This is a genomic window from Saccharopolyspora soli (genome assembly GCF_022678645.1).
Taxonomy (GTDB): Bacteria; Actinomycetota; Actinomycetes; order Mycobacteriales; family Pseudonocardiaceae; genus Saccharopolyspora; species Saccharopolyspora soli.
In genome coordinates this window covers 1-11747 of record NZ_JALBWV010000121.1, presented here as the reverse complement: position 1 = coordinate 11747, position 11747 = coordinate 1, and the positions used below count along the sequence as shown (strand labels likewise).

General features: G+C 64.5%; 16 protein-coding genes. 11 read left to right on the top strand and 5 right to left on the bottom strand.

Going from position 1 to position 11747, the window contains the following annotated elements:
• On the top strand, positions 1–569 hold a 569-nt coding region (locus MOQ72_RS42900; RefSeq protein ID WP_242191808.1), incomplete at its 5' end, for a transposase.
• Between the two features lie 405 nt (positions 570–974).
• Here the strand turns inward: MOQ72_RS42900 and MOQ72_RS42895 are convergent.
• The gene (locus tag MOQ72_RS42895; protein WP_242191807.1) at positions 975–1379 is read right to left on the bottom strand and encodes a hypothetical protein; all 405 of its coding nucleotides are present in this window, start codon (positions 1377–1379) and stop codon (positions 975–977) included.
• A 191-nt stretch (positions 1380–1570) separates the two neighbouring features.
• On the opposite strand from MOQ72_RS42895, the gene MOQ72_RS42890 reads away from it, so the two are divergent.
• Positions 1571–1909, top strand: coding sequence for a WXG100 family type VII secretion target (locus MOQ72_RS42890; protein WP_242191806.1), 339 nt, complete (start codon positions 1571–1573; stop codon positions 1907–1909).
• On the opposite strand, the gene MOQ72_RS42885 is transcribed toward MOQ72_RS42890, so the two are convergent.
• The gene (locus tag MOQ72_RS42885) at positions 1901–2209 is read right to left on the bottom strand and encodes a hypothetical protein (RefSeq protein WP_242191805.1); all 309 of its coding nucleotides are present in this window, start codon (positions 2207–2209) and stop codon (positions 1901–1903) included. The two genes, MOQ72_RS42890 and MOQ72_RS42885, sit on opposite strands and share 9 nt — an antisense overlap.
• Between MOQ72_RS42885 and MOQ72_RS42880 the strand changes: the two genes are divergently transcribed.
• The 7 genes from MOQ72_RS42880 (at position 2190) to MOQ72_RS42850 (ending at position 6417) form a co-directional block, all read left to right on the top strand.
• Positions 2190–2981, top strand: a complete 792-nt coding sequence (locus MOQ72_RS42880) for a hypothetical protein (RefSeq protein ID WP_242191804.1) — start codon at positions 2190–2192, stop codon at positions 2979–2981. The two genes, MOQ72_RS42885 and MOQ72_RS42880, sit on opposite strands and share 20 nt — an antisense overlap.
• A gap of 9 nt (positions 2982–2990) precedes the next feature.
• Complete coding sequence (locus tag MOQ72_RS42875) at positions 2991–3131, top strand: hypothetical protein (protein ID WP_242191803.1); 141 nt, start codon at positions 2991–2993, stop codon at positions 3129–3131.
• 657 nt (positions 3132–3788) lie between these two features.
• Positions 3789–3962 carry a hypothetical protein gene (locus tag MOQ72_RS42870; RefSeq protein ID WP_242191802.1) on the top strand — a complete coding sequence of 58 codons (174 nt, stop codon included), beginning with the start codon at positions 3789–3791 and terminating at the stop codon, positions 3960–3962.
• A gap of 510 nt (positions 3963–4472) precedes the next feature.
• Positions 4473–4742, top strand: a complete 270-nt coding sequence (locus MOQ72_RS42865) for a hypothetical protein (RefSeq protein ID WP_242191801.1) — start codon at positions 4473–4475, stop codon at positions 4740–4742.
• Between the two features lie 83 nt (positions 4743–4825).
• Positions 4826–5299, top strand: a complete 474-nt coding sequence (locus MOQ72_RS42860) for a hypothetical protein (protein WP_242191800.1) — start codon at positions 4826–4828, stop codon at positions 5297–5299.
• The gene (locus tag MOQ72_RS42855; RefSeq protein WP_242191799.1) at positions 5296–5838 is read left to right on the top strand and encodes an ATP-binding protein; all 543 of its coding nucleotides are present in this window, start codon (positions 5296–5298) and stop codon (positions 5836–5838) included. Before MOQ72_RS42860 ends, MOQ72_RS42855 begins: the two co-directional genes overlap by 4 nt.
• A gap of 36 nt (positions 5839–5874) precedes the next feature.
• On the top strand, positions 5875–6417 hold the full coding sequence (locus MOQ72_RS42850) for a pyridoxamine 5'-phosphate oxidase family protein (protein ID WP_242191798.1): 543 nt from the start codon (positions 5875–5877) through the stop codon (positions 6415–6417).
• A gap of 71 nt (positions 6418–6488) precedes the next feature.
• On the opposite strand, the gene MOQ72_RS42845 is transcribed toward MOQ72_RS42850, so the two are convergent.
• From MOQ72_RS42845 to MOQ72_RS42835, 3 genes are all read right to left on the bottom strand, one after another.
• Positions 6489–7034, bottom strand: a complete 546-nt coding sequence (locus MOQ72_RS42845; RefSeq protein ID WP_242191797.1) for a site-specific integrase — start codon at positions 7032–7034, stop codon at positions 6489–6491.
• Positions 6971–7444, bottom strand: a complete 474-nt coding sequence (locus tag MOQ72_RS45500) for a phage integrase central domain-containing protein (RefSeq protein ID WP_372495653.1) — start codon at positions 7442–7444, stop codon at positions 6971–6973. The genes MOQ72_RS42845 and MOQ72_RS45500 overlap by 64 nt, the downstream gene beginning before the upstream one ends.
• A 1080-nt stretch (positions 7445–8524) precedes the next feature.
• Positions 8525–9064, bottom strand: a complete 540-nt coding sequence (locus MOQ72_RS42835) for a pyridoxamine 5'-phosphate oxidase family protein (protein WP_242191795.1) — start codon at positions 9062–9064, stop codon at positions 8525–8527.
• Positions 9065–9115: 51 nt separating this feature from the next.
• On the opposite strand from MOQ72_RS42835, the gene MOQ72_RS42830 reads away from it, so the two are divergent.
• Positions 9116–10372 (top strand): IS701 family transposase, encoded by a 1257-nt coding sequence (locus MOQ72_RS42830; RefSeq protein WP_242191809.1) that lies wholly within the window; start codon positions 9116–9118, stop codon positions 10370–10372.
• Between the two features lie 948 nt (positions 10373–11320).
• The coding region (locus MOQ72_RS42825) for a tetratricopeptide repeat protein (protein WP_242191794.1) at positions 11321–11747 on the top strand (427 nt) is incomplete at its 3' end.

Below are 11747 nucleotides of genomic sequence, written 5' to 3'. Positions count from 1 at the left end.
CCGCCGGCGTCAGCCAGGACGTGCTCGACGGGCTACGTGACCGTGTCCGCCTGACCGAGGGCCGCAACGCCGCACCCAGCGCGGGCAGCATCGACTCCGCCTCGGTCAAAGCCGCCGAGACCGTGGGTGCGGCAAGCCGCGGGTTCGACGCGGGCAAAAAGATCAACGGCCGCAAGCGCCATATCGCCGTGGACACCCTCGGCCTGCTGATCTGCGTGCTCGTGACCAGCGCGGGCGTGCAGGACCGTGTCGCGGCACGCAACCTGCTGGCCCGGCTACGGTATGTCTGCCCGAGCATCCGGCACCTGTGGGCCGATTCCGGCTACACCGGCACTCTGCTCACCTGGGCGAAGTCCCTGTTCGGCCTCACCATCGACATCGTGGCCAAACTCGCCGGTCAAACCGGCTTCGTCGTCCTGCACCGCCGGTGGGTCGTCGAAAGAACCCTGGCCTGGATCAACCAACACCGCCGCTGCGTGCGCGACTACGAACGACTCCCCGAACACCACGAAGCCATCCTCCGATGGGCCATGATCCACACCACCAGCAAACGCCTCACCCGAGTTTAGGAACAGGCTCTAACATGTCCCCGTACGGCGATATCCAGCTTGACACCAGCCGTCGCCTGGCCCTCGGCGGGCACCCCCGCCGAGCCCGCCACAGCGCCCGACGGAGACTGACAGCCCCGCATCTGCGGGTCTCAAAAACCATCGGTTAACGGAACAACCGAGATCTGCCGATCCGGCACACGTGACCGGCTGGATGCGGTGCGCGGCTCGTCTGCTGTGGCGGGCCGCCACCACCGAACAACCGGATCTCACCGACTCCTGGAGGACCCTGTACGAAGCGGAGAAACCGCCACCCTGACGATCTGACCTTGTTCTGGCGCATCCTGGAATCCGCGACCTCATCGGCTTCCGACGACCCCCAAGCCCCTGTCTGCGCTGGTTTTCCAGCGCGGGCAGGGGCCTTTTTCATGCCCAGATCCAGCGTGCCGGAGACAACAACGGCCAGCGTCGAGGTGGCCAGCCACACCGCGCCGACGACGAGCACCGGTCCGCCGCCGACTGCGGCCACAACCGGCCCGGCCGCCGCCAGCGACGCGGGCAGCAGGACGAGGTTCCGGAGCTGTGACCACGCCGCCACCCGGCTCCGTCATTGCGACTCCACCGGTCGCCGAGCACGCCACCGAGGAGCACCAGCACCGCCACGGGTAACTGGTTTGCCGCCAGCACCAGCCCGAGCGCGACCGGTCCAGCGACCTGCAGCGCAGCGAACGCGATCGTCAACGGCACCAGGCTGTCGCCGAACAGGCTGGCGCTCTGGCCGATCCAGTAGCGGCGGAACCCGCGCTCACGCAGGACAACAGGCGTGATCATGCCCGCCAGCATCACCCGTCTGGCAGCGGGACACAATACGCGTTTACAGACTCTGTTGCTTCAGTGTCAACTGAAGTCAGTGGTGAATGGTGAACATCTGAACGCGTACGTCCAGTCGGAGTGATCTGCGGGTCCGTTTAGATGAAACCCTCCCCAGCCAGTTCGGCCGGAGAGGGGTTTTCCTTGTCTGCGTGCCTTTTCGTGGTGTCGCTCACGCTATTGTTCGCGACATGACGGATATTTCGGTCATCCCCCAGGAGCTGCGCGACTGGGCCAAGGATTGCGGTGCTGTGGCCACGCGCATCGAGCAGCAGCTCAAACCGGCCGAGTCCGCCTGTGAGGACATGCGCAACGCGCTCGACGGATGGGCGATCGCCGACGGAGTCTCGGACCTGCGGGATCGTTGGGAAGAACTCAACGAGCTGCTACGCGACGAGCTCGACGAGGCCGCCGACAGCTTCGAAAAGAGCGCTGATCAGTACGACGACGATGAGAATCGCATCATCGAGTGGTTCCGCCACCTATTTTGAACCTGAGGTGCGCAGATGGTCAGTTTCGGACAAGTGCGCGATCTGCGGACTGATGCTTTCCGAGCGTTCGCGGACAAGTGGCACGAGATCAGCAACAAGCTCAACGACGCCAAGCGCGAGTTCGACGAGCAGATAAGCAAGCCGCTCACCCAGGAGAAATGGAAGGGCGAGGCTGGTACCGCAGCCAAGAACCGGGTCGCCGAGATCTCCCGGGAGATCGACGCGGTGGCCGCGCAGGCGAAATCGACATCGGCCTACATGGAGAAGGTGCTCGCCGGCGATGCGGAACAACGAGAGCATGACGCAGCTCAAGCAGCAGGCGCAGCTGCTGATCGGCCAGGCCGCAGCCAAAAGTATGAAGATCAGCGACGACGGCGAGGTCACCGGCGGCGATGCCAGTGCGGCCGAGGCGATCGCCAAGCAGGTCAAGGAATTGGTCACCAAGGCGACCGAAGCGGACGAGTTCATCGCCAAAGCACTGCGCGTGGTCTTCGGCACCAAGCACAACTTCGACGCTGAGTCGCGGGTCTTCGGGGCGGAGCGGGACGAGGCGAGCTGGAGCGACTCCTTGACCGAGACCAAGCTCGAAGGCGTCATGGCCGCCATGCGCCATCACTACAACTACGAGGACGCCGCGAATCTGCTGGAGCACTGGCTGGACGGCAGCGGCAAGCCATATGAGGTCGACACGCAGAAGATGCTCAAGGACATGCCGCAGTTCCAGAAGGACGTCAATGCCGACCTGACGGAGGTGAAGAAGGGCCAGGACGGGAAGTTCGAGACGGAGTGGTCGGACAGCCGACCGGATCTCGACGACGGTCCGAGCAACCTGAATTGGTACTACGCGCTGAACAACTTCGAGTACCGGCTGGTCGGAGAGAAGCAGGGCGACGAGGTGACCTACCAGGTCGAGGTGCGCAAGCAGTATGACTGGGGCACGCCCAGCGAGCACCGCGCCGACCTGGAGAAGGGCCCAGTTCACTTGGAGCAGGCCGACATCGCACACCTGAACTCGGTGGGATTCGCGCGGGACTTCCAGGTGCACGGCAAGACCGGACAGCTGACCGGGTAGACATCGGGTATGAGCGGTCGAAAAATATTGGTGATCGTCCTGGTGGCAGTGGGCGTGCTAATCCTGCTTGCCGTGCTCGGGTTGTTCGGCCTGTGGCTGTGGTTCGACTACGACATGCGGAATCCGCAGGAGTCGGGCTGGATGGACTAGGCGACCCTTCTGGTACTGCAACGGCACTTGCCTGGTTCGGGCTAGGCGTTCAGCGCGGTCTTATCCCGCCAGCGCGTGGAGCTCGTACGCCAAGACGGAGGAGCGACCAGCACCACTTCCTCGCGCAAACCTGCCCTTTGCGTGTTGGGGGCGCCAGCTCTGTATAGGGGCGCCCCCAACACGTGTCTTACGCGTGGCTTTGAGCTAGCGCGCCCGGCGAGGCAGGTAACAGGTCGCCGTCGGCTCGGCCGCCGCGGCGACCCGCGGATCGCCTCCGCAGAGCAACGCCAGCACGATCCGCGCCCGAAGGCGCGCGCCCCCGCCCGAACATCGCGGTGCCGCACAGCACCACCAGTACCAGCACGATGGCCAGGAGCACAGCAGGCTCCTGCCCGTAACGCAAACCCCCAAAAGCGTTCCATAGACGCGTACGCGGCATGTTTGACAGAGCTGACCAGGGAAAACGGCGCACCCTTCCGGGCGTCTCGCAAACGATCGTTTTCCGAACGCTGTCGGACAGATCCAGAAGAATCCCGAGCGTGATCAATCTTTGGGTGCAGACCAAACACCACGGCCTGGTGCGGGCGGACTGGATTGTCGCCGTGGATCGGAACGGGATCGATGATTTCAAGCTGACCACGGCCAGCACTGAAGGCGATGCCCGGGGAGGTATCGGACCCGAGGTGTTCACCGCGGCCGAGAAAACGCCCGGAAGCCGACCGCGAGCTGGTCGAACTGTTCGCCTACGCCCGCAACCACGACGTTTGCGGAGTGATCCAGCTGGGCAAGGGACGTCCCACGCTCCAGCACTTCGGCGATTCGCGCGAGTGATCCGCCACAATCCTTCGATCCGTCCTGGTCGCAGCCTGCTACTCAGACCCCAGCTCGCCGCCGGGGTCGGCATTAGCGAGCGTGCAGCAGCCGCCCGGCCGGGCGATAGGGGTCGCCGTAGTATCCGGAAATTTCGAACGGATATGCCTGACCAGCGGTGATGACAGTCGATGCGGGTTCAATTACCGCCCGCCCTCGCTCGAGGACGGTGACTGAGACGTTCCCCGCTCGCCCAGCGGCCCCGCAATCATCGAATTGCGGGGCCGCTTGACATCAGCACTCGATCTCCTCGGGCTGGCGCAGTGGTCGGTAGCCGGTGCGGGCGTACTCGCCCTCCCCCGGGAACTCGTAGCTGATCGGCCCAGTTCTCCCGAAGCTACGGCGAGCCGCAAAGTAGCGGATCCGCTGGTATGGGCTCGATCGACATGAGGATTGGACTCTGCCGAAAAGAAGAGCCAGGTTCGTTGTAGACGAAGCAGGTCGTTTCTGCGAGTTCATGTCAGATCGAGGTTGTTCTGGAAGGACAAGCAGATGACGACTGTGTGGGCGTTGGTGATCGGGGTGGCTCCGGCTGTCCTTGTGGTGTTGCGTGACGTCATCGCGCTGTGCCGCAGCAGAGTTCGGCGCCGTAGTATCGAACGGCTCGCCCGCGGTGGGTTCGATATCGTCGATCGTGATACTGACGGCGCCATGATCGCCGTTTCGAGGGCCGAGTTTCCGCACCGGGATGAGGCTGAGTCCGGCCGCTCGTTGGCTGGCCCCGCGCAGCCCGGACAATGACCTCTATGCCCGACGATCACGGGGGGCCGGCCGATCCCCGCGGGGACACATTCGACGCGGACACATTCGACGCCTTTTACGAGGTGACTGCGAAGAAGGTCGTCCAGGCAGTGACCCGGATGACCGGCGGTATACCTGACCTGGCCGAAGATCTCGCTCAGGAGGCGTATGTGGCGATGTTCTACAAGTGGGAGCATCGCGTGCTGCTGCACCGCCACCTCGACCGCGCCGACGTCCTCGCGGCGCTGCGCGCCGCCGCCACGGTCGGCGCCACCTCGCCCGACGTCGTCGCCGTCGAAGCCCGACGCATCGCCGAAGCGAGGACGCCCGCCGAGACCGCGGCCGTCGGCGCAGACCCTGTGGCCGAGAAGTCACCGAAGGTGGTGAGCCTGACCGAGCGGCGTCTGGCGGACCCGCAGGCCACGGTCGCTGCGCTCCCGTCCGACGCCCGTCCGCTGCCCAGCGTCGAGGCCTACGACGAGTTGCTGGCTCGACGCCGCCCGCTTCCGACGGCGTCCGCGTCGTCCCCGTCCCCGACTGCTGGTGAGGTGTCATGACGAGCACGACCGGCCCGCGCCGACGGCGCAAGGGCATGAGTGAGCAGGCCGCGACCGCGGCGATCGACCAGGCCTGCCGGTCGTTGCGCCTGCCGACCGTTCGCGGGTCGGTCGAGGACATGGTCACCGCCGCCGAGCACGAGCAGCAGTCCTACCGCGGGTTTCTCGCCGAGCTGCTGCTCTCCGAGTGCGACGACCGCGACCGGCGCCGCTCGGCGCGGCGGGTCAAGGCCGCCGGGTTCCCGCGGGAGAAGTGGATCGAGGACTTCGACTTCGGCGCCAACCCCAACATCAACCCCGCCACGGTCAATACGCTCGCCAGCGGCGCCTGGATCAAGGCCGGCGAGCCGCTCTGCCTGATCGGCGACTCCGGCACCGGCAAGTCCCACCTGCTCATCGGGCTCGGGACCGCCGCGGCGCTCACCGACCCGCGGCTCTGCGCCGCGATCATCGACCGGCTCACCTTCGCCGGGAACATCCTCGAGACCGGCACCACCTCCTACCGGCTCGCCCACGCCCGGTCGGCGACGGCGCACTGAGCTGGCGCTGTCGGTGGGAGCTGATTACATGGCCGAATGTTCGAAACTCGCGACGAGCTCCGCGGTCTCCAAGTCCTCCTCGACACGTCCTGGGCCGGCTCCAGCAGCCACCTCAAATCGATCATCCGACCAGGTGAACGGACCCTCGACGCCGAGCAGGTCGTCCGAGTCTGCCAAGGCATGTGCACCCTGGCCATCGCCACAGTCACCCGGCGCGGTGAGCCACGCATCAGCGGCGCCGACGGGCACCTCCTGCACGGCCGCTGGATCATCGGCACCCACCGCCAGGCCGCGAAAGCCCGTCATCTCGCGGCGCGGCCCGGCATCAGCGCGACCTTCATGCGCGGCGAACAGCTCGGGATCTTTACCCACGGACAGGCCGTCGTGCTCAACCCCAAGGACGCGCGCAGCGACCCGAGCTGGCCGGCCGTCCACGACTACCTCGTCAACCACTACGGCGACGACGACGGCGACGGACCGGGCTGGGACGAGTGCATCTGGTATCGCATCGACCCCAGCTGGATGGTCGCCTACAGCGTCGACCCCGTCGGACTGCTCGACCAACAACCATCAGTCTGACGAGAGCTCGCGCGGGTCCACCTCAGGCCGTCACTCCGGGGCCAGTCGAGGTTGACATCTTCAACTCAGCGCTACTCCTTGGAGTTGTAGGCCGCGTGGAGTGCGGCGGCAGCAGCTGGGTTCTGCACGCCGCGTCCCATGTACACGTTCTGGGGCATCGCTGGGTTGGCGTGCCCGAGCTGGTCAGCAATTTCGCGGGCAGTCTGCCCGGACGTGTCCAAGATGGTGGCGACGGTTTTGCGGCCGACATGCGTAGTGAAGTCGGGGTACTCGATCCGCTCACGCATACGGCGCACCGACCGCTGCATATTGCTGGGGTGGTGCCAACCAAGTGTGCCGGATGGAAACACCGGCTCGCTTTCGTGGGCGTCGAGAGGTTTGCGCACCAACAGCAGCGTGTGCAGATAGTCAGGGAGCCCGATGACGCGGTTGGCCCTGAACGTCTTGCCGTCGTGGCGGACCAATCCCTTCCCTGACACGGCGACGATGTTGCCGTTGATCCACACCGATTGGGGCGGGACCTCCTGGCCATCGACGGTGAGGGGTTCGTCGGTCAGGTTGAGGTCGCACCATCGAACAGCGAGAGCCTCGCCGAACCTGACGCCCGTTCCGAACAAGAACCGGATGTAGTCAGGAAGGTCCTCACGGCGGCCTTGTCGGCGTCGAGCTTGGCCAGGAAGTCCGACAACCGCTCGGCCGTCATCGCGACAGGCTTCTTCGCAGTGCCTTCGATGTCGGAGAGGTCGCGGACTGGGTTGTGGTCGACGATTTCGTGGCGGACCGCGTACTGGATCACGCCGGACAGCACGGTGCGGATTCCCCGGCGGGTGTTCGCGGCAACCTTCTTGTGCTCGAGTTCCAGCATGATTTTCTCGAACTTGCTCACGGTGCATTCTCGAAGGAGGAGGTGCCCGATCGATGGCAGGACGTGCTTGTCGAGGCGCCCTTTGTATCGGTCGTAGGTGGTGCCGCTGCGTCGGGTCTGAATTTGCTCAAGGTAGAGCGCTGCGGCGTCTTTGAACGCGATCCTGTGCTAAGGGTGGTTTGCTGGCCGGCCTGCTTGACGAGGGCTCCGCGGAGGCTGCGGCGTGCCTTCGTCTCGTTGGTGCCTGTGCGCTCCACCTGTCGGGTGCGGCCGTCGTGTCCGGGGTACTTGGACATGGCGCGCCAGCTGTCGACCTTCGCGCCAGTGGGGATCGATGCCTTGGGGGTCCACTTGCCGTCGACACTGCCGTAGGCACGGATCGTGCCCCAGGTTCCGAGGGGAAGTGGAGGGCGGGCCAGGATCATCTCCCAAAAGCATGGGTTTTGTATGGATGATCTATGGTAGCGCCAAGCCGCAAGTCCGCTCTATGCGTGCTGACCTGCACTGATGAGTGCCCCCGGTGCGACTCGAACGCACACTGGACGGATTTTGAGTCGGCTTCTTACTGTGGCTCGGGTGAATTTGCTGGGCAACAGGGACGAATCGATGCCGGAAACGTTGCTCCAGCGGCATCGTCCGCACGGGTTCGCACCCAGACTCGCACCCAGTTGAGGTCGACTAAGGGAGGCCCCCGAAGGCTGCGGCATCAGCTTCATAAGCAAAGCGCTGGGCCGAAGCCGAGCTGGTTGCCTTGCTCGCTGCAGTCGATCGCCAACCTGTCGATCTCGACGTGGTCTGTAGACTGTGGATCGGATTCTCGCTCGGCGCTGCCTGTCCAGCCACAAGGCAGACCGGACCGAATTGCGACCTGAACGCGGGAGCGCTGCGCCGCCATCCATGCCTTGCTTGCCAAAGACGCTGGCGTCAGGGCGATCTTTCCCGGCTCGGCTTGCCACGCGGGATGGCACGCCGCTTCGCCCGCGCCGCTGTGGCCGCGGAGTTGTTGACCCGCAACGGCACCGGACGACGACCAAGCCTGTTGAAAGAGTTCAGGCCCTATCTGCACCAGCGTTGGAACGACGGGTGCACCAATGCCGCTGCCCTATTCGTTGAGATAAATGCGCTCGCCTACCCGGCGGCGAGAAGATCATGCACGAATACCTGCGTCCGTTCCGCGCTTGAAGATGTCAACCTCGACTGGCCCCGGAGTGACGGCCTGAGGTGGACCCGCGCGAGCTCTCGTCAGACTGACGGTTGTTGGTCGAGCAGCCCGACGGGGTCGGCGCTGTAGGCGACCATCCAGCTGGGGTCGATGCGATACCACACGTTCTCGTCCCAGAACGGTTCGTCGCCGTCGTCGTCGTAGTGGTTGACGAGGTAGTCGCGGACGGTCGGCCAAGTCGGGTCGCTGCTCGTCCCCTCGGGGTTCAGCGGAACGGCGTGTCCATGCGTGAAAATGCCGAGCTGCTCGCCGCGCATGAAGGTCGCGCTGATGCCGGGCCGCGCCGCGAGATGACGGGCTTTCGCGGCCTGGCGGTGGGTGCCGATGATCCAGCGGCCGTGCAGGAGGTGCCCGTCGGCGCCGCTGATGCGTGGCTCACCGCGCCGGGTGACTGTGGCGATGGCCAGGGTGCACATGCCTTGGCAGACTCGGACAACCTGCTCGGCGTCCAAGGTGCTTTCACCTGGCCGGATGATCGATTTGAGGTGGCTGCTGGAGCCAGCCCAAGACGTGTCGAGCAGGACTTGGAGGCTGTGGAGCTCGTCGGGAGTTTCGAACATTCGGCTAGTAGTGCTTTGTTAGTTGTTGATCTTGTGTGGGATGGTCTTGGGGTGATTCCCGCAGAGTTGGATGCTGTTCGTGGTCGTCTGGAGGATTTTGCTGGTGAGGTGTTTACGTCGTTTTCGCGGCGTGAGCAGCGGCTTAACGGTGGTTTGTATTTGCGGGGGTTGATGCTGGACGGGCGGCGGAAGTCGATGCAGCCGATGGCCGAGCGTCTGAGTGTGGATCATCAGCGGTTGCAGCAGTTTGTCACCTCCTCGACGTGGGATTACGCGGCGGTGCGGCGTCGGTTGGTGGCTCGTGCGGTGGAGGTGGTGGCCCCGGAGGCGTTCGTGCTGGATGACACGGGGCATCTCAAGGACGGGGATGCTTCGCCGGGGGTGGCGCGGCAGTACACGGGCACGGCGGGCAAGGTCACCAACTGTCAGATCGCGGTCAGTGTGCACGCGGTGACCGACACCTGCTCGGCCGCGCTGGACTGGCGGTTGTTTCTCCCGGAGAGCTGGGATGACGACTGCGCTGTGGGTGCGGAGGCCGAACGCATCGCGGCCCGGCGCGCGCGGTGCGCCATCCCGGCTGAGGAAGGGCATCGCCCGAAGTGGCAGCTGGCGCTGGAGATACTCGACGAACTCGCGGCCTGGGGCCACATCCCTGCGGTGGTGACAGGTGATGCCGGTTATGGGGACAACACGACCTTCCGGCTGGAGCTGACCCGGCGTGATCTGCCGTACGTGCTGGCCGCCAAGGGTTCGACCAGTGCTTATCCCAGTGATGCCATGCCTGCCACCGCACCGTATTCCGGTCAGGGCCGCCGCCCCGCGCCCCGCTACCAGGACAAACCCTCCACACTGCGGGACCTGGCCATCACGGCTGGGCGAAGTAGTCTGCGGCAGGTGACCTGGCGGCAGGGCACCAAGAAAACCCAGGGCAATCCCACCGCGAAGATGCGTTCCCGGTTCCTGGCGATGCGTGTGCGCCCGGCCAACCGGGACATCCCCCGCACCGACGACGGAAGCCTGCCCGAGGTCTGGCTGCTGGCCGAATGGCCACCACACCAGCCCGAACCCACCGACTACTGGCTTTCCAGCCTGCCTGACCACACCCCGATCCGGAAACTCGTGCGACTGGCCAAGATCCGCTGGCGCATCGAACACGACTACCGCGAACTGAAAACCGGACTCGGCCTCACCCACTTCGAAGGACGTTCCTTCGCCGGCTGGCACCGCCATGTCACCCTCGTCTCCGCCGCCCACCTCTTCCTCACCGAACTCCGCCTGACCAGCCCAAAAACACCTGGGGCGGCCTAACCCTCTACAAGATCCTCCACGCACTCCAGGCGCTTCTAGCAACCTGGACCGGCCGATGCCCCACCTGCCACCAACAACCACCATGACGAACTAACAAAGCCCTACTAGTTAATCAGCTCCCACCGACAGTGTCGGCTCAGTGCGCAGTCGCCGACCGGGCGTGGGCGAGCGATGTGGGGCCACTTCAAGCCGTCACAGGACCCGGCGTGTCGGCAGGTGGGGCCAACTCGAACCGTCACAACCTCCCGGCGAGCCAACCCCGGTGGAGCCAGATCAGACCGTCACGGTGGGGCCAGAGCAGGCTGACATCCTCACGCGCTGCTCGCCGCGGTCCCGAACCGCCTCGTAAGCCAACCTCAGTGCGGCAGATCGTGGTTGGACCATGAGCGATCCGGACGACAGGGAATCAGCCGTGGTGACAGCTACCCGTGTGTGAGGCAAGCCGACGGGTCTGGTACAAGTTGATCGTGGGCGCGAGTTCCCGAAAGAGGAGTCTTCGACGAGCGGGAACATCGGCGCTACGCTCTGTTCCGCACCCGTGGTGGCGGCGTCGAACTGGCCGACTTGTTGTAGGTGCACCCACTTTGTGCGGAGTCAGCGTAATCATCGGCGGTGCAGCTGGCGGCTTGTTTGAAGTCAATCAGTTCCTTGTCGGCGGTACTGTGCTGCTCCTTGGTGGACTCGTGGCAGGTGTCGGCGAGGCCGCACGCAGTGAAGTCACCAAGAAGGAACGTAGAAGACGTAGAACTCCTGGTGCTACAACGACAGCGCAGAAAGTGCCTCCGTCTGCTGATCTGCCTCTGCCCGGACGGTTGCCGTACGTCGCTAAGGAGCGCTTTAGGCCTGACGGGAGTCGTCGCGATAAGATCTTTGTATACGAATGGCAGCTCGCTCAGCAAATCATTAGGGACGATCAGGAATCTGACGAAGATCGGTTCAGGGGTGACGATGAGTGACAGGTCGGATGCTAATTCGCTAGCCCGTGAAGCGTCACACCTTAACAACCAATCAATTACTTTTAGGTCATCCGGCCGTTTGATGGAAGCGGAGGCTAAGGCTAGAGAATCAGTCGATTTGTACCGAACGCTCAATCGCGAGACTGGGACTCATTCGCCGGACCTTGCTGCTGCTATCAATAATCTTGGTGTAAAACTGTTCGATCTTGGGCGGTTTGGTGAGGCTTTGGAGGCGACCGAAGAAGCGGTCGCAATTCGCCGCGAGCTAGCCGTCGTCGAACGGGTTCGCTATGCTCCAGACCTGGCCGCATCTCTCAGTAATATCGGTGGAATACTTTCACGTCTTGGGCGGTTTGGTGAGGCTTTGGAGGCGACCGAAGAAGCGGTCGCAATTCGCCGCGAGCTAGCCGCCGTCGAAC